General features: G+C 41.5%; 16 protein-coding genes and 1 pseudogene. 7 read left to right on the top strand and 10 right to left on the bottom strand.

Going from position 1 to position 19,660, the window contains the following annotated elements:
* Positions 1-113: 113 nt before the first annotated feature.
* Positions 114-3,197 carry a DNA translocase FtsK gene (locus F972_RS10030; RefSeq protein ID WP_004682804.1) on the bottom strand — a complete coding sequence of 1,028 codons (3,084 nt, stop codon included), beginning with the start codon at positions 3,195-3,197 and terminating at the stop codon, positions 114-116.
* Positions 3,198-3,490: 293 nt separating this feature from the next.
* On the opposite strand from F972_RS10030, the gene trxB reads away from it, so the two are divergent.
* The 4 genes from trxB to F972_RS10050 all read left to right on the top strand — a co-directional run bounded on the left by trxB (position 3,491) and on the right by F972_RS10050 (position 7,775).
* Positions 3,491-4,441, top strand: coding sequence for a thioredoxin-disulfide reductase (trxB, locus tag F972_RS10035; protein WP_004682805.1), 951 nt, complete (start codon positions 3,491-3,493; stop codon positions 4,439-4,441).
* Positions 4,442-4,552: 111 nt separating this feature from the next.
* Entirely contained in the window at positions 4,553-6,109 is a 1,557-nt protein-coding gene (locus F972_RS10040) for a methyltransferase regulatory domain-containing protein (protein WP_004757377.1), read from the top strand.
* A gap of 90 nt (positions 6,110-6,199) precedes the next feature.
* Positions 6,200-6,931, top strand: a complete 732-nt coding sequence (gene aat / locus F972_RS10045) for a leucyl/phenylalanyl-tRNA--protein transferase (RefSeq protein WP_004682807.1) — start codon at positions 6,200-6,202, stop codon at positions 6,929-6,931.
* Between the two features lie 28 nt (positions 6,932-6,959).
* A complete protein-coding gene (locus F972_RS10050) occupies positions 6,960-7,775 on the top strand; it encodes an arginyltransferase (RefSeq protein WP_004682808.1) in 816 nt (271 codons plus the stop codon).
* 2 nt (positions 7,776-7,777) lie between these two features.
* Here F972_RS10050 and rimI read toward each other — a convergent pair whose 3' ends face one another.
* From rimI to F972_RS10095, 9 genes and pseudogenes are all read right to left on the bottom strand, one after another.
* Positions 7,778-8,236, bottom strand: coding sequence for a ribosomal protein S18-alanine N-acetyltransferase (gene rimI / locus F972_RS10055; RefSeq protein ID WP_010589318.1), 459 nt, complete (start codon positions 8,234-8,236; stop codon positions 7,778-7,780).
* Positions 8,237-8,337: 101 nt separating this feature from the next.
* The gene (locus F972_RS10060) at positions 8,338-9,222 is read right to left on the bottom strand and encodes a metal-dependent hydrolase (protein ID WP_004769662.1); all 885 of its coding nucleotides are present in this window, start codon (positions 9,220-9,222) and stop codon (positions 8,338-8,340) included.
* A 221-nt stretch (positions 9,223-9,443) separates the two neighbouring features.
* Positions 9,444-10,154: pseudogene (locus tag F972_RS10065) on the bottom strand (metal-dependent hydrolase); the annotation flags it as partial.
* 290 nt (positions 10,155-10,444) lie between these two features.
* Positions 10,445-10,657, bottom strand: coding sequence for a metal-dependent hydrolase (locus F972_RS10070; protein ID WP_004757372.1), 213 nt, complete (start codon positions 10,655-10,657; stop codon positions 10,445-10,447).
* Between the two features lie 280 nt (positions 10,658-10,937).
* On the bottom strand, positions 10,938-12,128 hold the full coding sequence (gene tuf / locus F972_RS10075) for an elongation factor Tu (protein ID WP_004674338.1): 1,191 nt from the start codon (positions 12,126-12,128) through the stop codon (positions 10,938-10,940).
* A 93-nt stretch (positions 12,129-12,221) separates the two neighbouring features.
* On the bottom strand, positions 12,222-14,360 hold the full coding sequence (fusA, locus tag F972_RS10080; RefSeq protein WP_004682813.1) for an elongation factor G: 2,139 nt from the start codon (positions 14,358-14,360) through the stop codon (positions 12,222-12,224).
* Positions 14,361-14,537: 177 nt separating this feature from the next.
* Complete coding sequence (gene rpsG, locus F972_RS10085) at positions 14,538-15,008, bottom strand: 30S ribosomal protein S7 (protein ID WP_004638185.1); 471 nt, start codon at positions 15,006-15,008, stop codon at positions 14,538-14,540.
* A 160-nt stretch (positions 15,009-15,168) separates the two neighbouring features.
* Positions 15,169-15,543: a 30S ribosomal protein S12 gene (gene rpsL / locus F972_RS10090; protein ID WP_004638184.1), complete on the bottom strand. Its 375-nt coding sequence runs from the start codon at positions 15,541-15,543 to the stop codon at positions 15,169-15,171.
* A 170-nt stretch (positions 15,544-15,713) separates the two neighbouring features.
* Complete coding sequence (locus F972_RS10095) at positions 15,714-17,063, bottom strand: EcsC family protein (protein WP_004682816.1); 1,350 nt, start codon at positions 17,061-17,063, stop codon at positions 15,714-15,716.
* 290 nt (positions 17,064-17,353) lie between these two features.
* Between F972_RS10095 and F972_RS10100 the strand changes: the two genes are divergently transcribed.
* The 3 genes from F972_RS10100 (at position 17,354) to F972_RS10110 (ending at position 19,642) form a co-directional block, all read left to right on the top strand.
* Positions 17,354-18,583 carry a beta-ketoacyl-ACP synthase II gene (locus F972_RS10100; protein ID WP_004757371.1) on the top strand — a complete coding sequence of 410 codons (1,230 nt, stop codon included), beginning with the start codon at positions 17,354-17,356 and terminating at the stop codon, positions 18,581-18,583.
* A gap of 18 nt (positions 18,584-18,601) precedes the next feature.
* A complete protein-coding gene (gene hemJ / locus F972_RS10105; RefSeq protein WP_004676559.1) occupies positions 18,602-19,054 on the top strand; it encodes a protoporphyrinogen oxidase HemJ in 453 nt (150 codons plus the stop codon).
* Between the two features lie 66 nt (positions 19,055-19,120).
* Positions 19,121-19,642, top strand: coding sequence for a hypothetical protein (locus F972_RS10110; protein ID WP_004682818.1), 522 nt, complete (start codon positions 19,121-19,123; stop codon positions 19,640-19,642).
* Positions 19,643-19,660: the final 18 nt, after the last annotated feature.

Below are 19,660 nucleotides of genomic sequence, written 5' to 3' on the forward strand. Positions count from 1 at the left end.
TTAAAACCTTAAAGGTTTAGCTTAAATAAAAAACGTGATTATTACCATATAAAAACAAGAAAATAAAAACGACAAAGCCTCAGAATAGAGGCTTGGTTAATGCAATATGATCGTTAAACCAGAATATCCCGTTTGCCATTTGCTCCCATTGCACTGACAATCCCATTTTCTTCCATTTGATCAACAATACGGGCAGCACGGTTATAGCCCAGACTAAATTTACGCTGGATAGATGAAGTAGATACTTTACGGGTTTCCAGTACAAAAGATACACACTGATCATATAATGCATCCCGACTTGGATCACCCTCTCCATCCTCAAAACCACGGGATGTTGGCTCTTCGTCAAATGGGGTCAGGATTTCATCAACATAATCAGGCTCACCACGTTCACGCCAAGCATCACAGATACGGTTGACCTCATCATCACTGATAAATGCACCATGTACACGTTCAGGTTCAATCTTCCCAGGTCCAAGGAACAGCATATCACCATGACCAAGCAGATCTTCTGCCCCACCCGCATCCAGAATGGTACGGGAGTCAATTTTACTGTTGACACGCAGTGCCACACGGGTTGGGATATTGGCCTTAATCAGGCCTGTAATCACATCTACAGAGGGGCGCTGTGTCGCAAGTAGTAAATGAATGCCTGCCGCACGGGATTTCTGTGCCAAACGGGTAATCATCTCTTCAGCTTTTTTACCGACCTGCATGATCATATCAGCAAACTCATCGGCAACGATGACGATCGAAGGGAGTGGGGTCAATCGCGGTGCGCGCTCCCCCACAACCGAATCACTTGCTTTCCAGGTTGGATCAATCAGGTCCTCACCATTGGCAATCGCCTCTTCCACCTTGCGGTTGTAGTCATTAAGTTTACGGATTTTTAGGAATGACATTAGTTTGTAACGGCGTTCCATTTCATTCACACACCAGTTTAATGCACTGACAGCATCTTTCATGTCAGTCACAACAGGCGTTAACAAGTGTGGAATATCATTATAGTTGGCCAATTCAAGCTGTTTCGGGTCAATCAGGATCAGGCGCAACTGATCAGGTGTATATTTCAGCAACATCGAAAGGATCATCGAGTTGACCGCAACCGATTTACCCGAACCTGTAGTACCCGCAACCAGCATATGTGGCGCCTTGGCTAAATCGGTCAGTACAGGATTACCAGAAATATCCTTACCCATCGCCATACTAATTAAATTATTGGGATCACGATACGTTGGTGTTTCCAATAATTCGATCAAACGTACCATTTCACGGCTACTGTTCGGTACTTCAATGCCGATATACGGTTTCCCTGGAATCACCTCAACTACACGTACTGAAGCCATCGACATAGAACGCGCCAAGTCACGCGAAATATTGGTGACTTTGGATGCCTTGACCCCTGGTGCAAGATCAAGTTCAAAACGTGTGACCACTGGACCTGGCTGGGCTTCCACCACCTGTGCCTTAACGTTAAATTCCTGTAGCTTGATTTCCAGAAGCTCTGACAATCGGGCTAATTGTTCAGCAGTGAAGTTCACCTTTTTATTTGGATCAACATCATCCAGTAGTTCCAGACCTGGTAAGGTTGGCAAGTCACGGCGTTTCTGCGCCACCTGCATGGCACGGGACATTGGACGACCAAACGAATCGGTTAATGGCGCATCCAGATCAAAATCATCTTCAATATTCAGTTCTGCATCAGGTTCAGCCTTACCTGCGGTCTCCTGCCAGGCCTCAATAAAGGCTTCCTTGGAAAGTGTCTCTTTTGGTGCGGCGACCTCAATTGGCACTTTTACAAAAGCAGAGGACTGAGCATAACTTGAAGCTTGAGGTCTTATATTTTCCTGCTCTTCATCAACAAGAAGATCGTTAAACTCATCAAACGCTTCACTTGTAGAACTGTGCTTCTCTTCCTGAACAACATTTTGAACTGAAGACGCATGTGGCTGGACTACAATGGTTTGTGCCGATTCTGCGATCAATGCCTCTATATCGGCTTCAAACTCCACCACATTCACTTGTTCATGAAAGTTTGAATGTGCTGGAACATCTTGCGTAAACGGCGTATGCGTTGCAGTTTTATTATTTGGAACGGCAGCCAGCAACTCATCAAAAATTTGGTCATCATTCCAGTCTAAATTGCTACCGCTTTCTCTTTGCAAAGCAGGTTCAATCCGTTGAGACTGCATGGTATTGTAGGATGCCACATGCTGATCAGAATCATCGGCAGCCTTTAACAACGCATCAATCTCCTGTTTATGGCTGATATCATCGCTTTGCAGCGCACGCCATACCTCACCCGTCTGAATCAGGCGTTGGCTTTCCGCTTCCAGTTGATGTGCCTTTTGCAGGGTTTGTTCAAAATCCTCAATGACATGGGCTTCGTCTGACTGGACACTTTGCTGCTCTTTCGCAACCACATCCGCAAATAATCTTTCTGCCACCTGTTGATGATGTGAATCCTCCACTTTAGCTGTAGCAGTTTTATCATTTTGTACTAGATCAACTGCTTTCATCTCAGGGGGGCTGGTAACTGTAGCTTCTGCTTGCACTTTATTTTTAATGGCAGGTGTTTCTTTGGTCAATTGTTCAGTGAGGTCATAGGCCGACTCGGTCTGTGGTACATTTTTATAAAACAGGTCCTGCAAATAAGCGGGCGTATTTTTCAATGTCACCCAGGTTTTGTCCCACTGGATTCCAAATGCCAAGGTAATCAATACAATGCCAAATATCAGTAAGAATAAGGTTGCCCCATAAATCGTCAGCAACTGCGATAAACTCTGTCCCAGCTCATAACCGATAATGCCACCCGCCGCATTTTCCAGCGTGTCGGCTGGCATATTCCAGTGTAAATACAACAGGGTTGATAACGATAAAATCAGGAAAAACTGGGCCGCATAACGAAACGGGCGATTTAGAAAACTTCTTGGCCACCAGACCTGAATCGCTTCCATAAACAGGAATAATGGAATCAACAGGCTGGCCCAGCCTAGAAAGCCAAACAACAGGTCCGCAATCCAGGCACCTGCCACCCCACTGGCGTTGGAAACCTGCTGGGTATCACTGGAGATATGCATCCATCCTGGATCAAATGGTGTATAAGTCACTGTGGCAAGAAATAGGTAAATGCCAAAAGAAATCAAAAATAATGTCATTAAAAAGCGTTGTGCATAAACACTTGACACCGCAGTCATATACAGTCCTGTAACCCAATTCATTTATCATTAGAATTAATGAAGTTCATCAAGAATCTTCAATCAATACGCTCTCTATTATGCACTCGTTCTTACAAAAAAGATGCACGATTGTTTAATGTTGTTGTTAACATCGTGGGCGTGTTGACTTTATCGCAAAGCACTGGCGAAATATCAACAGCCCCATTGATGATATAGCCCAATTCGATTAAGTATATCAATATTATCCAACCCACTCCCCTGTGGATTCACGTATAATTTTAACAGTTTCAATATAAAAAGGATGTTCTTTAATGAGCGCTCGTCATTCACGGTTAATTATTTTGGGTTCTGGTCCTGCAGGTTATAGTGCGGCGGTATATGCGGCACGCGCCAACCTCAAACCAACGCTGATTGCTGGTTTGCAGCTTGGCGGTCAGTTAACAACGACCACTGAGGTGGATAACTGGCCAGGCGACCCAGAGGGATTAACTGGTCCTGTATTGATGGAACGCATGCAAGCTCACGCTGAACGTTTCGGTACAGAAATTGTCTATGACCACATCAATGAAGTCGATTTAAAAACCCGTCCATTTGTGCTGAAAGGCGATATGGAAGAATACACCTGTGATGCGCTGATTATTGCAACTGGTGCAACTGCACAATATCTGGGTCTGGAATCTGAGGCTGCGTTTATGGGTAAAGGGGTGAGCGCCTGTGCAACCTGTGATGGTTTCTTCTATAAAAACCAGAATGTCATGGTTGTGGGTGGCGGTAACACTGCGGTTGAGGAAGCACTTTATCTTTCAAACATTGCGGCCCATGTAACACTGGTACACCGCCGTGACAGCCTGCGTTCCGAGAAGATTTTACAGGATCATTTATTTGCCAAAGAAAAAGAAGGCAAGATCAGTATCATCTGGAACCATCAGGTAGATGAAGTACTCGGTGACAATACTGGTGTAACATCTGTACGTATCAAATCTACCCAGGATTCAAGTACACAAGATGTTCAAGTACAAGGTCTATTTGTTGCGATTGGACACAAACCAAATACAGAGATGTTTGAAGGTCAATTGAACTTACGTGATGGTTATATTCAAGTTCAAAGTGGTACTTCGGGTAATGCAACGGCAGCATCAATTGAAGGCGTCTTTGCTGCTGGTGACGTAGCTGATAGTATCTATCGTCAAGCGATTACCTCAGCAGGTTCAGGCTGTATGGCAGCATTAGATGCTGAGAAGTATCTTGATAATTTAAACTAATTTACATTAAGTTTAAAAAGCCACCATTTTTATGGTGGCTTTTTTTGTTAAATGATATGTACAATCAAAAACATGGCTTTATTTAACAACAATTATATTTTGGATGAATACATGACAACAACATGGACCAATGGCTACCAAACTGAAGTCAATTACACCTATGGATATTATCGTGATCTTAGCCCTAACTTCCAAAAATTCTGTTTACTTTTAAATGGGATAGATAGTCCAGATATTCAGACAAATCAAACACATTGTGAACTTGGCTTTGGGCAAGGTGTCAGCATCAACATACATGCAGCAAGTACTGATGCCAATTTTTATGGTACTGACTTTAACCCTGCACATGCAGCTCATGCCAACCAATTAGCACAACATAGCCAAACTAAGCCTTATTTTTTTGATGATAGCTTTGAAGAATTATTAAATCGAAATGATTTACCCATGTTTGATTCAATTAGCCTACATGGAATATGGAGCTGGATAAGCTATGAAAACCAACACATCATTTTGAAATTCATTCGTAAATATTTAAAACCCAATGGTATTGTCTATATCAGTTATAACTGCGTGACAGGTTGGGCTGCCAATATGCCTATACGCGAGTTATTTCATAGTCATTTTAAATTTAATAGCAAAAGTACAAACCCACTGCAAAAAGTAAATGAAGCATTAAATTTTAGCGAAGAACTACTTAAACAAAATCCAATCTTTGCTCAAAGAAATCCCAATGCTTTGCAAAAAGTAATCGATCTCAAACAACAAAATCCAAATTACTTAATTCATGAATATTTGAATCAAGATTGGCAATGCTTTTCATTTCAGCAAGTAGTCAGAATCCTAGATGAAATTAAATTATCTTATGCTGGGTCTACAGACTTAGGAACGCATCTAGATAACATTAATTTTTCAGAAGAACATCAGCAATTTCTAAATGCGATTGAACACCCGATTTTCAAAGAACAGTGCCGAGATTATTTTGCCAACACACAATTTAGACGGGATTTATTTATTCGAGGCAAGAATAATTTAACCCCATTACAAGTCCAAGCAAAACTCCGAAAAACAGCATTTGTGCTTCTAACAGCCAAAGAGCAATTACCGAGTAGCATTACAGGACTATTGGGGACATTCAATTTGATAGAGGAAATTTATCAACCAATTGGCAATCGATTTGCTGAAGTTAACTATCAACCGCTCACTATTGCAGATTTAGAAGCTAGTTTTCCCGAGCTTCACTATGCAAAAATCTTAAATGCGCTCGTTATCCTGTGCCATCTTGGACTAGCTCAACCATGTCAAAATAATGAACCATCTCAAAAAATGTTCGAGCATTGCCATAATCTGAATCATTACATTTTAAAACAAGCGAGTTTTCATCAAAACTATGGTGTTTTAATTAGTCCAATCACAGGCATTGGTATACCGACTGAACATTTTCATCAATTATTTTATCGCGCTCACTTTATAGAGGGTTTAACGACTGCAACAGATTTTGCTTACTATGTGCAAGATGTCATCCAACAGCTTGGGTGGTTAGTTTTAGATAAAGATGGTCAAATGGTTTCAGATCAAGTTAAAAGCATTGAAATTATCCAATCTAAAGCCCAAATATTTTTAGAAAGTAAGAAGTTGGAAATCGCGAAACAATTGCGTTTATTTAATTAAATACTGATGATCGAATGGCGAAGTACTATATTTGCCATTCGACCTTTCTTAGATTAGTTTAATCTGAATCCTTTCCATATTCATTTTATTATGCATCAACTTCCACCCTCTCAATATATTTTTCCTGATCCTATTGAAGCTGATCCCGAGGGTCATGGTTTCATCTGCATTGGTGCTGACCTATCTCCATCGACTTTATTTGAAGCCTATACACACGGATTATTTCCCTGGTTTAATGAAGACGAACCCATTTGCTGGTGGAGTCCTGAACCACGCTGCATTATTCAGCCACACTCCTATAAACCTAGCAAATCCTTGCTGCGAAATATGAAAAAGCATGACTATCGCATTAGCATCAATCACGCCTTTGAAGATGTGATTCGTTCCTGCTCGCTGCCCCGTAGCTATGCCAATGAAACCTGGATTAGTGAAGATATAATCGAAGGCTATTGTTCTCTATTTAAGGCGGGTTATGCCTATAGTGTTGAAGTCTGGCAACAGGACAAACTGGTTGGTGGCTTGTATGGAGTCACCATCGGCAAAGGCTGTTTTGGTGAGTCCATGTTTAGCACCGAAACTGATGTTTCCAAGATGGCTTTCTACACCCTGATGCTGATTGGACAGGAAAATCAGTTGCCTTGGATTGACTGCCAACTGGTTAACGATCATCTCCTGAGTCTGGGAGCCAGTACAATTTCTCGCCAGACATATCTAAAATCGTTACAAGATGTAATTATTGCCCCCCCTATCAATTGGAAAAACTATCAGGAACGTGTATTTTCAAGTAAAACAATAGCAGTTAATGCAAAATTAGACGGTTAATGGACGAACACCTTGGAGGGACAGATTCATGAAATCATACCAACCCAAGTCCCTTTTAAATGACTTACAGTATTACATCACGCCACCGCACGACTGTAGTTACCTCGATAACAAGTCCGCGCGCATGGTGTTTCTGGACCCGATTCATCGGATTGATGTCGTCACCTTATCTGAACTTTCCCGTGTCGGTTTTAGGCGTAGTGGTGATTTTGTCTATCGACCAGAATGCCACTTATGTCGCCAATGTTTATCTTGTCGCGTTCCGATTCAAGAATTTAAAATGAATAGTAGCCAGAAGAAAGCATGGAAACGTAATCAAGATTTAAAAATGAGTATTTTGCCAACTTCGCAAGCCAGTCAACAGCATTATGATTTGTATGAGCGTTATATCAATGAACGCCATGCAGATGGCGATATGTATCCAGCAACATTAGATCAGTTTGAAAAATTCCTCATTCACAGTTGCACAGAAAGTTTTTTCATCGAATTATGGAAAGACCAAAAATTAATTGGTGTTTCAACCTGTGATTTAATGGATGATGGTTTATCTGCAGTTTATACTTTCTTCGATCCAGATGAACAACGTCGCTCCTTGGGCGTATTTGCGATTCTTAAGCAAATCGAATACGTTAAAACGCTGAATCTTGATTATCTCTACCTCGGCTATTGGGTGCCGCATTCATCCAAGATGAATTACAAATCCCAGTATACCCCGCTTGAGTTGCTGCTTGATGGACAATGGCGCAGACTTAACCGCCCACTCTCTGACAACGAAATCCAGCAACTTGGAAACTCATTGATGAGCACACTTCCATCTGAATGGAATAACCTGATTATTAAATAGCCTTATTGAAATAAGGCTGCAAAATCATCGGTGCATGTCTTGACCATAATCACGGCATGCTCCTTTGAACCATCAATATTTGGATAATAATTTTTTCGTAGATCAATCTGATGAAAACCTGTTTTTTCATATAGGTGAATTGCAGGAATATTACTTTCACGCACTTCCAGAAAAATCTGAACTGGATTGTTCTTTAACTGTTGAATTGAATAATCTAGCAACTCGTATCCAAAACCTTTGCCCTGTTGGTTTGGATGAATCGCCATCAGTAATAAATTGGCCTCATCTAGAACAGGCTGCAAAATACAAAAACCCACCACCTGATTGGCTTTTTCATAAACAGTACATTGGTAGGAGGTCAAGGATTCCTGAAACTGCTGTCTGGACCAGGGATGTGTTTGTACCAACCGCTCAATCTCAGCTACACGGTCTATATCACTTTCCTGCATCAATCGAATCACGGACTGTTACCTTATAAAATGCTGGTGCAGATTATCAGCAATTTAATGCAAAATTTGAATAAAAAAATGGGCAATTTTGCTTGCCCATTTTCTATTTATCATTAATTCAGGTTAAAACCCAGTTCAGCACGCCACTTATTTAACAGTTCAGTAGTATCATCATCATTTGGATGGAATTTAGGTTTTAAAAAAGCAAGCAATGTAGGAATCTGGCGCGTCATAAAACCTTTATAGCCATACATGAACTTGAGCATATATTTGGTATCTCGCCATGTAAGTTTGCCATCAGTTTTTAAAAGAGTCGCAGTGAAATATGACTGGGTAATAAAAATTAAACCCATTGCAATCACTAAAGCTAATGAACGCATAAAATAAGCTTTAAATCCTTGCCCATACATTGCTTCATAAACGTCAAATACCACCGCTTTATGCTCATTTTCTTCAACTGCATGCCACATCCATAAATGGTACATGGTCTCATCCATAAACATGGATTGAATATCTGGGTTAGACAATAATTCTTCAGCAATCGTTGATGTAAAATGTTCCAAGGCACAAGTACCCGTTAAACCAATCATCTCTTTTGTAAAACCAAATGGTTTTAATAATTTAGTACTTATAGCAACTCCATACTGAATCACTTTACCTGTTTGTGCCTCCAATTTGCGCACATCATAACCATAAGCTTGAGCAGCTGCATTAAAAGCCAAGTGTTCCTTTGAATGCATTGCTTCTTGTCCAATAAAAGCACTAATTTCTTTTTGTAATCGAGGATCAGCAAGTTTTGGATCATTTCTAACTGCACGGGTGCTATTCACAAAAAATTGTTCGCCCTCTGGAAACAGTGCTGAAAGTGCAGTCATAAAATGAGTTAAAGCAGCATCTCCATTTGCCCAATAACGTGGCACTTCGCCAAATTCAAAATCCATTCGGCGTACAGGAAAACTAGCGCCAGCGCGGTTTGAAATATTGACTTTAGCATTCATACTTTCTTCTCCTACTCAATGGATATATTTGCTTAAAAATTATCTATGGTTTATTTATACGCTTCTTTGAACGTATTAAATAAGTGCAGATAAGGTCAGAAAAGCATCATCTTAGGACATGTCAGTATGATTTAAAAAAGTCTATTCAATGTAATATTCAAAATTAAAAAGAGCAATTTTATTGCTCTTTTTACATAGGGTTAGCTAATGGAAGTTTTAAGTTAAAAACCTAATTTCGCCTTCCAATCTTTAAGTAATTGTACGGTATCTAAATCATTTGGATGAAAACGTGGTCTAAAGTAAGCCAACATTTCACCCGCCATACCTGTAATAATCCCTTTTGATGGACTATAAGCATATTTGTAAATCATGCCTAATTCTTTCAGATTTAGTTTTTTATCTTGTTGAAGTAGCCGTAAAGTAAAATAAGATTGAAGAATAAAGATTAAAGCCATAGCAAATACAAGTGCTGTAGTACGTAAACTATATGCTTTCAATCCAGTTCCAAATACTGACTCATAGACATCGTAAGCCACTGCTTTATGTTCATTTTCTTCAACTGCATGCCAGAACCACATATATGACATAGTCTCATCTGTCATTAAATCTTGGATGTGTTTATTGCGTAATAATTCAGAGGCAATCGTTGCAGTAAAATGTTCTAGCGCTGTTGTCGCCGTTAGATCAACCATCTCTCTGGTCATACCAAAGGGCTTGACGATTTTTGAAAAATTCTTAAGTGCAAATTGGATATACCGTCCCGTAATCTGCTCTAAAGATCTAACATCATGACCATACTTTTGTGCAGAAGCATTAAAATTCACATGCTCTTGAGTGTGCATTGCTTCTTGACCAATAAAAGCACTGATTTCTTTTTGTAGTTCTGCATTATCTTTAATAGTTGGGTGATAACGTACAGCACGTACAGCATCATTGACTTCCTCCCCTCGCTAAACCGAGGGGATTCCTACAGCTAGACGGTCAAGCCCGACCGCAAATCTTAGAGTTGGCTACCGCCTTGCAAGTCACACCTTGCGTCTAAGATTCTCATTTCAATACTGACTCTACTGTTAAGATTGTCTATTGACACGAGCCAGCTTGAGAGTGTGTTTGTTGAACCATCTACCAGTTAAGAAACTGCGTACTCGCAATTTAACTGTCCTAGCTGTTTTTTGTAGATGGTTTGATTTAACAGATGCTTCATTCTAGCAATTATGTCACCTTATATCCACCCCCTGAAGTGGGTGGTTTTACGGCGACTGGTGATAAATAATTTCTCGCCATCTGGGAATAATGCAGACAAACCAGTCATGAAATGAGTTAAGCCAGCCGAACCATCCATCCAATATTCTGGTACTTGATCAAAATCAAAATTCATACGACGTACTGGAAAACTTGCACCTGCACGATTTGAAATATTTACTTTAGCATTCATGCTACTGACTCCTTTTAAATGGAAAATTTCCATTTACTACTTTTGTTCATTTTCTTGTGTTTATATTACGGTTTTATTGCGATGAATTAAGTGCAGTTTAGGACAGCAAGGTATCAGTTTAGGACATGAGGAGGAAAATTTAATTAAGTATTAAATTTTTCGACGCAAGAGAGAAAAAGGATGATGAGTGAAATCATTTTTCTCGACGCAAGGAAACTTTGTCTAGCAATAGACATAAAAAAAACACCCCAAAGGGGTGTTTTTTTATCACTCTAGGCGATTATGCAGTTACTTTCGCAACAACACCAGCACCTACAGTACGACCACCTTCACGGATTGCAAAACGTAGACCTGGGTCCATTGCGATCGGGTGGATTAACTCTACTGACATCTCAACGTTGTCACCAGGCATAACCATTTCTACGCCATCTTGTAGTTTGATCGCGCCAGTTACGTCAGTTGTACGGAAGTAGAACTGTGGACGGTAACCGTTAAGGAATGGAGTGTGACGACCACCCTCTTCTTTAGAAAGTACGTATACTTCCGCATCGAATTTGGTGTGTGGCTTGATTGTACCTGGCTTAGCAAGTACCTGACCACGTTGTACGTCTTCACGCTTGGTACCACGTAGAAGAACACCACAGTTCTCGCCCGCACGACCTTCGTCAAGAAGTTTACGGAACATTTCAACGCCAGTAACTGTAGTCGTTTGAGTATCACGGATACCAACGATTTCAACAGATTCACCAACTTTAACGATACCAGCTTCTACACGACCAGTCACTACTGTACCACGACCAGAAATTGAGAACACGTCTTCGATTGGCATCAAGAATGCTTTATCGATTGCACGCTCTGGTTCTGGGATGTAAGAGTCAAGCGCTTCTACAAGTGCAAGAACTGATTTCTCACCATATTCGCCATCATTGCCGTTCAATGCTTGAAGCGCTGAACCACGGATGATTGGAGTGTCATCACCTGGGAAGTCATAAGTAGAAAGAAGTTCACGAACTTCCATTTCTACTAATTCAAGTAATTCTTCATCATCAACAAGGTCACACTTGTTCAAGAATACGATGATGTAAGGTACACCTACCTGACGAGAAAGCAGGATGTGTTCACGAGTTTGTGGCATTGGACCATCAGTCGCAGCACATACAAGGATCGCGCCATCCATCTGAGCAGCACCAGTGATCATGTTTTTAACATAATCGGCGTGGCCTGGGCAGTCTACGTGAGCGTAGTGACGGATTGGAGAATCGTATTCTACGTGTGATGTATTAATGGTAATACCACGTGCTTTTTCTTCAGGAGCAGAGTCGATTTGTGAGTAATCTTTCGCTTCACCGCCGTAAGTTTTTGCACAGATAGTTGCAATCGCAGCAGTTAAAGTTGTTTTACCATGGTCAACGTGACCAATTGTACCCACGTTTACGTGTGGTTTATTACGTTCAAACTTGGCTTTAGCCATGATGATCTTCCTTTATAAACTGCTCATGAGGGTCGCCCATGAGCACTTGGTTTTTTAACTAAATTTTAGTTGGGTAATATAGTAATCGAAAGATTACTCGTCGTCACCTTTTTTACCGCCAGCTTGGAACTTAGCGATGATGCCTTCAGCCACGTTACGTGGAGTTTCAGCATATTTAGCAAATTCCATCGAGTATGTCGCACGACCTTGAGACATAGAACGCATTTGAGTCGCGTAACCAAACATCTCAGCCAATGGAACTTCTGCTTTAATTGCTTTAGTTCCACCAGGAAGATCGTCCATACCTTGAACCATACCACGACGACGGTTTAAGTCACCCATGATATCGCCCATGTAGTCTTCTGGAGTTTCCACTTCAACTTTCATGATTGGCTCAAGAAGAACAGGGTCTGCTTTCATGAAACCATCACGGAATGCATAAGAACCTGCCATTTTGAACGACAATTCATCAGAGTCGACATCGTGGTAAGAACCGTCGAATAATGTCGCTTTGATACCCACAACAGGGTAACCAGCCAATACACCATTCTTCATACGTTCCTGAATACCTTTATCAACCGCACCGAAGAATTCTTTAGGTACAGTACCACCGACAACTTCTTCAGCGAATTGATATTCTTTACCAGCCTCTTCAACATCCATAGGCTCTAAACGAACATATACATGACCGAATTTACCTTTACCACCTGTTTGACGAACAAACTTACCTTCTTGCTCAACAGTCTTTTTGATTGTTTCACGGTAAGCAACCATTGGTTTACCAATGTTCGCTTCAACACTGAATTCACGCTTCATACGGTCAACGATGATGTCAAGGTGAAGCTCACCCATACCAGCAATGATCGTTTGGCCAGATTCTTCATCTGTACGAACGCGGAATGATGGATCTTCTTTCGCCAAACGACCTAAAGCAATTGACATTTTTTCTTGGTCAGCTTTAGTTTTTGGTTCAACAGCCAATGAAATTACTGGCTCTGGGAATTCCATACGTTCAAGCGTAATGACATTTTTTTCATCACACAGTGTATCACCCGTGGTGACGTCTTTAAGACCCACACATGCTGCAATATCACCTGCACGGATTTCTTCTACGTCCTGACGTTCATTGGCATGCATTTGTACAATACGACCAATACGCTCACGTTTAGATTTAACTGGATTATAAACAGCATCACCTTGTTTAAGTACACCTGAGTACACCCGAACGAAAGTTAGGTTACCTACAAACTTGTCATTCATGATTTTAAAGGCTAAAGCTGAGAACGGTGCATCATCAGATGCTTCACGCGTAGCTTTAGTTTCAGCTTTATCATCAAGCACACCTTCAATTGCTTTTACTTCCGTAGGAGAAGGCAAGAATTGAATGACAGCATCCAACATACGTTGAACACCCTTGTTCTTAAATGCTGAACCACATAACATCGGTTGAATTTCAGAGGCTAATGTGCGTGTACGAAGACCCGCAACAATATCTTCTTTAGAAAGATCACTTTCTTCAAGATATTTATCCATCAACTCTTCTGAAGCTTCAGCCGCAGCTTCAACCATCTTGGTACGCCATTCATTAGCTGTATCTACCAGATCAGCAGGAATGTCACCATATTCAAACTTCATACCTTGAGACTCTTCATCCCAGATAATCGCTTTCATCTCGATCAGGTCAACAACACCTGCAAATGTATCTTCAGCACCGATTGGCACAACGATAGGTACAGGATTACCACCTAAACGAGTTTTAACTTGCTCAACAGCACGGAAGAAGTTGGCACCTGTACGGTCCATCTTGTTGACGAATGCCAAACGAGGCACTTTATATTTGTTCGCCTGACGCCATACAGTTTCAGACTGAGGTTGTACACCACCTACAGCACAGTAAACCATGCAAGCACCATCAAGAACACGCATAGAACGCTCAACTTCGATTGTGAAGTCAACGTGCCCTGGAGTATCAATTACATTGATACGATGCTGTTCGAATTGGTTACCCATACCAGACCAGAAACAAGTTGTTGCAGCCGAAGTAATAGTAATACCACGTTCTTGCTCTTGCTCCATCCAGTCCATTGTTGCTGCACCATCATGTACCTCACCAAGTTTGTGAGATACACCTGTGTAGAACAAAATACGTTCAGAAGTTGTTGTTTTACCTGCGTCAATGTGCGCAGAAATACCGATGTTACGGTAACGAGTAATTGGGGTTTGGCGAGCCATGATGTCTACATTCCTAAATGTTATATTTAAAACAGGACGCATCAATTAAATTGATGCGTACAAATATTCAAGCAGGCAACTTAAATACCCGCAAAGCCCCCACTTTGGTAGAGAGCGATGTTGAATCGAGCTGCGGTACGCATGAATATTCTCCTGATTAGGGACTGTTTTATCCGCTTAGAAACGGTAATGAGAGAAGGCTTTGTTGGCTTCAGCCATACGATGCACGTCTTCACGTTTTTTGATCGCAGCACCTTTACCTTCAGCCGCATCTAGCAACTCACCAGCAAGACGTAAAGCCATCGTTTTTTCAGAACGCTTAGCAGCAGCATCTACTAACCAACGCATAGCCAAGGCAGTACGACGGGATGGGCGCACTTCCATAGGTACTTGATAAGTAGCACCACCAACACGGCGTGCCTTTACTTCAACCATAGGACGAACTTTCTCAAGAGTAGTCTCGAAAAATTCAACTGGGTCTACTTTGTTTTTTTCCTGAACACGTTCCAAAGCACCGTAAACGATACCTTCAGCAACAGATTTTTTACCATCCTGCATAACGTGGTTCATGAATTTAGCGATTGTTTGGCTGCTAAATTTCGGATCTGGAAGGATCTCACGAGCAGCGACTACGCGACGTCTTGGCATTTTAATACACCTAATATTATGACACTTCAGGATGATCCAGCAGTTGTACTAAGTGTCGTGTACATGACGCTGGCCTTACTATACGTCGCCTGAATTACAAATCTATGAAGAATTCAAACAAGCGAAACGCTAAAGGATTGCTTGGGCTATTTTCCTAGAATTACTTCTTAGGACGTTTCGCACCGTATTTAGAACGTGACTGGTTACGATCTTTAACGCCAGCACAGTCCAAAGAACCACGAACGGTATGGTAACGTACACCTGGTAAGTCTTTAACACGACCACCACGGATAAGAACAACACTGTGCTCTTGTAGGTTATGACCTTCACCACCGATGTAGCTAGACACTTCAAAACCAGAAGTTAAGCGAACACGGCAAACCTTACGCATTGCAGAGTTAGGTTTTTTAGGAGTAGTCGTATATACACGTGTACATACACCACGACGTTGTGGACAAGCCTTCAACGCAGGAACTTTTGATTTTTCAATCAAAGTTGTACGACCCTTACGGATCAACTGATTTGTTGTTGCCATTTGGCAATTCTCCCGTTATTAAACAACCTCAAAAAGAAAAACACCTCTTTTTGAGGGCACATAATTGTAAGCCAAGAAGTAAAAATGGTCAACATCTCACAATAGAGCAAATGCTGACCATTCCTAGTGTTTTTGTTGCGTTCTGATGTATGAATACATCATGAAACAAATTAGCTGTGTTTTGTTGACGCTGGTTCTACCTCAATTGGTTTTTGTTCAGCCACAATTTCAGGTTCATCTTCTGTGATTATCTCATCCTGCTGTGCAGTCAAGGCAGGTTGTTGTTCAGCATGTTCATGCTCTTCAACATATTGGCTTGCCAGTTGCTGGATACCAGTTTCCACCTTTTCCTCCACAGATGGCTGATCGGCAGCATTTTCTTTTGCCCGAACATCAACATGGGTAATCACATCATTTTTAGTTGCTTCCGCTGTAGACGGTTTATGTGATTCAGTTTCAATTGGATTTAACAGTTTTGGACTGGCCTTGCGAAGCAAGGCTTCGGCCTTGTAATAAGCAGCCAAAGGGGAAATCTTTTCATCTGGATGCTCATTTAAATAGAAACGTGCCGCACCAAATACTGACTGAGACTTATGCCCTACATCCTCAAGCAGTTTCCAGCTATAAAAGCTGCCCAATGCCGCACCTGCCACAGGAGTCAGCTTACCAATCACAGAGGCTTGGGGAATACGGTTGAGCCATCCCCACTTAAATTGTCCCTCATCATCAACTAGCCATTTCCTGATCATTTCAATATCGTTATTTGAACCCAACAATTGCTGGAACTGTTGCAGGTCATGGGTTTCCAGCATGGATTTCACGGCTTTCAATGTAAGTAGCAGGGTTTGCTTTTCCGCCACAAGGCTCAAATCAATTTCCTTGAAAATAAATGCAACAATTTCCTGGTCTGTGTCGCCATTGAGGTCAAAGCCATGGGAACGACCTGTTTGATATACAGTTCTCAATGCCAGAACTATTGAGGCAGGAATGTCTATTGCCGCACCCCACACCCCTGTTGCACCTGTAATCAAACCCTGCACCGCAGCCAAAAGCTTGTTCTGTTCAATCAAGGCCTGACTCAGACGCTGGGAACGACCTGTATCCCTGGTGAGTTCAGCAATGTCTTTCACCCCTGCCTCCTCAAGAATTTTTTCTGTTAAAGAGGTGTTTGAACTAAACTCATTTAGCCACTGAAACAGGTATTCAGAGACTTTTTCCCCAAGGTCTGGCGATATAAAGGTGGCGAAATTATTGACCCGCGTGTAATGACGACCCAGCAACTGGTTTGACAGTTTAGGCAATTGCTGGCGCAGCATCTGTTGTGGTGTTTCATACCTTTCCACCTCAAATGGAGGTTTGAAGCGGGCACTTCCCTCAATCACATTTGATGAATGGGCGAGTTCCGCTGCGGAAGTCGTTGGGGCAAGCTGACGTTTTTGTAATTCTGAACTGAGCTTTTTAGCCACTCCAAAGGCCTGTGCCAATAAACCTGAAGATTGCTTATTTTGGGATTTTGTCATCAAATACCTCTGCTCTGTAATTGTGTGCATTTCTAGGTAGATACTAGGTTGAATATCTATTTATCTCAACTTTTATGTGTGTACTTTCATTACGTTTCGTCACAACATGACTGATATTTACTAATATTTACACAACTGGAAATAGGCATAAAATTTGCCATAAGAAATAAAAAACCTTTCTGCTATCATGGTGTCATTCACTTATAAGCTGTTTTAATCGTTATATTCTCCTGATTTATGAATAACGATTATCGTACATAGCTTAGCATTACCATAAAAGGGATCTGTAAATGAAACGTGTTGTAATCACTGGTATGGGCATCAACTCATGCATCGGCAACTCTTTGGAAGAGGTTACTCATTCTTTAAAAAATGGAATCTCTGGGACACGTTTTAACCCAACTTATGCTGAACTTAATTTCAAGAGCCATGTCAGCGCGGCGGCTGTTCAAGATTTTGATGGCATTGACCGTAAAATTAAACGTTTTATGGGTGTCTGTGCCATGTATGCCTACAATGCGGCGATTGCGGCGGTAGAAAATGCAGGCCTTAAACAGGAAGACCTGGCCAATAACCCACGTTATGGGATTACAGGTGGTAGTGGCGGTAATTCAACCGCCTCTGTTGCTGAAATGGTGAAACTTTTAGAGGAAAAAGGCGCACGTAAAATTGGACCTTTCTTTGTTCCACGCAATATGAGCAACACCATTACTGCAAACGTTGGTGTGTCATTAAAACTTCAGGGTATCGCTCACTCCATTACCAGTGCATGTGCGACATCTGCCGATGCGATTGGCTATGCTTACAACCTGATTCAACTTGGTAAACAAGACCTGATGCTGGCAGGTGGTGGTGAAGAAGATCACTGGTCTCAAAGCCTGCTTTTTGATGCAATGGGCGCATTGTGCTCTAAATATAATGATAGCCCAGAAACAGCTTCACGTCCTTATTCAAAAGACCGTGATGGTTTCGTCATTGCAGGCGGTGGTGGTTTCGTTATTCTTGAATCACTGGAACATGCTCAGGCCCGCGGTGCTAAAATTTTGGCGGAAGTTGTCGGTTATGCAGCGAATAGTGATGGTGCTGACATGGTTGCGCCAAGTGGTGAAGGTGCAACCCGCTGTATCCTCATGGCACTGGAAGAAGCCAAACAACATGGTGTTGAGCAGATTGACTATATCAACACGCATGGTACCTCCACCCCTGCTGGTGATGTGACGGAGCTTAAAGCAATCGAACGTGCTTTTGGTGAAGGTCAGGTTCCACCATTAAGTTCAACCAAATCCATGACGGGTCATAGTCTGGGTGCCGCTGGTGTTCAAGAAGCGATTTATTCTGTACTAATGATGCAAAATGACTTTATTGCACCAAATATCAACGTCACAGAACTGGATGAGGGCGCACAAGGTTTCGATATTGTACTTGAAAAACGTGATGCAAAACTGAATACTATCATGAGTAACAGTTTTGGCTTTGGCGGTGTAAACGCCTGCCTCATTTTCAAGAAGTGGGATGCATAATCCCACCTAGGATGATCGATGGATGCACCTTCTGATGCTTTCTTGTGGGTTAAAGCATTACATATTATCGCTGTGGTGTGTTGGTTCGCTGCATTATTCTATCTGCCTCGTCTTTATGTTTACCATGCGATGAGTGAAGATACTGTCAGTCATCAGCGCTTTGAGGTCATGGAACGTAAATTGTACCGTGGCATTATGTGGCCATCCATGATTGCCACACTCATCACCGCCCATTTCCTTGTGGACTGGGGGGATGCCACCAGACACTATCATGAAGCGTTATGGTTTTATCTTAAAGTCGGTTTGGTGGGTTTACTGGTGATTTACCATTTTGTATGTGGTTATTACCGTAAAAAACTGATTGGTAATGCCCACTACAAATCACATAAGTTTTGGCGGTTCTTTAATGAAATGCCCACCCTGATCCTACTTGCAGTGGTCATTTTAGTTGTGGTAAAACCTCAGTTTTAACTGGGGTTTTTCTTTTCAAGTGAAGATAATTCCCAACAATAATTTTAATCCCAGATATCATCAAATATGTCCCAGCCCACACAATCGTTGATACAGAGATTAGAAGCCAGATTTATTTCCAGCCTGATTGTCCATTTTAGGATAAATGAATTTGAATGTCGTGGACTCACGCAGGGTGAAGTGGAGATTGCACAGCAGGTTTTTGGCAACCTGATCAACTATGATCAAGTGAGAATTTTCAATACCCCCTATCTCCCCTGGCAGCCAGCCAATATTTTTATCGCACCGAATGGCAATTTATTCGCATGTCAAACCTCTTTCAGTGCAGACTATTCAAAATGCTCAATGGCATTACAGGGTGTTTTTATTCATGAGCTGGCACATATTTTACAATACCAGCAACAGACTAATGTCATTCTGAAAGGTGCAATTCTACAACTGGGCTATTATCTAAGTTTTAAAAAATACAATCCTTACTGTTATCAATTTATTCAGGGCAAAGCTTTTGAGGATTATAATATTGAACAGCAGGGTGACATTGCACGAGATATTTTTTTCAGGAAAATTCCAAATATCATTAAAAAATAAAAAGCCCCGTGATTTTAT

The sequence above is a fragment of the Acinetobacter sp. CIP 102529 genome, assembly GCF_000368325.1.
Taxonomy (GTDB): Bacteria; Pseudomonadota; Gammaproteobacteria; order Pseudomonadales; family Moraxellaceae; genus Acinetobacter; species Acinetobacter parvus.

What these genes read in the sequence shown, in the direction of transcription:
- F972_RS10030 (WP_004682804.1), bottom strand. Translation starts at nt 3,197, where the DNA reads ATGACTGCGGTGTCAAGTGTTTATGCACAACGCTTTTTAATGACATTA.
- trxB (WP_004682805.1), top strand. Translation starts at nt 3,491, where the DNA reads ATGAGCGCTCGTCATTCACGGTTAATTATTTTGGGTTCTGGTCCTGCA.
- F972_RS10040 (WP_004757377.1), top strand. Translation starts at nt 4,553, where the DNA reads ATGACAACAACATGGACCAATGGCTACCAAACTGAAGTCAATTACACC.
- aat (WP_004682807.1), top strand. Translation starts at nt 6,200, where the DNA reads ATGCATCAACTTCCACCCTCTCAATATATTTTTCCTGATCCTATTGAA.
- F972_RS10050 (WP_004682808.1), top strand. Translation starts at nt 6,960, where the DNA reads ATGAAATCATACCAACCCAAGTCCCTTTTAAATGACTTACAGTATTAC.
- F972_RS10060 (WP_004769662.1), bottom strand. Translation starts at nt 9,222, where the DNA reads ATGAATGCTAAAGTCAATATTTCAAACCGCGCTGGCGCTAGTTTTCCT.
- F972_RS10070 (WP_004757372.1), bottom strand. Translation starts at nt 10,657, where the DNA reads ATGAATGCTAAAGTAAATATTTCAAATCGTGCAGGTGCAAGTTTTCCA.
- tuf (WP_004674338.1), bottom strand. Translation starts at nt 12,128, where the DNA reads ATGGCTAAAGCCAAGTTTGAACGTAATAAACCACACGTAAACGTGGGT.
- fusA (WP_004682813.1), bottom strand. Translation starts at nt 14,360, where the DNA reads ATGGCTCGCCAAACCCCAATTACTCGTTACCGTAACATCGGTATTTCT.
- rpsG (WP_004638185.1), bottom strand. Translation starts at nt 15,008, where the DNA reads ATGCCAAGACGTCGCGTAGTCGCTGCTCGTGAGATCCTTCCAGATCCG.
- rpsL (WP_004638184.1), bottom strand. Translation starts at nt 15,543, where the DNA reads ATGGCAACAACAAATCAGTTGATCCGTAAGGGTCGTACAACTTTGATT.
- F972_RS10095 (WP_004682816.1), bottom strand. Translation starts at nt 17,063, where the DNA reads ATGACAAAATCCCAAAATAAGCAATCTTCAGGTTTATTGGCACAGGCC.
- F972_RS10100 (WP_004757371.1), top strand. Translation starts at nt 17,354, where the DNA reads ATGAAACGTGTTGTAATCACTGGTATGGGCATCAACTCATGCATCGGC.
- hemJ (WP_004676559.1), top strand. Translation starts at nt 18,602, where the DNA reads ATGGATGCACCTTCTGATGCTTTCTTGTGGGTTAAAGCATTACATATT.
- F972_RS10110 (WP_004682818.1), top strand. Translation starts at nt 19,121, where the DNA reads ATGTCCCAGCCCACACAATCGTTGATACAGAGATTAGAAGCCAGATTT.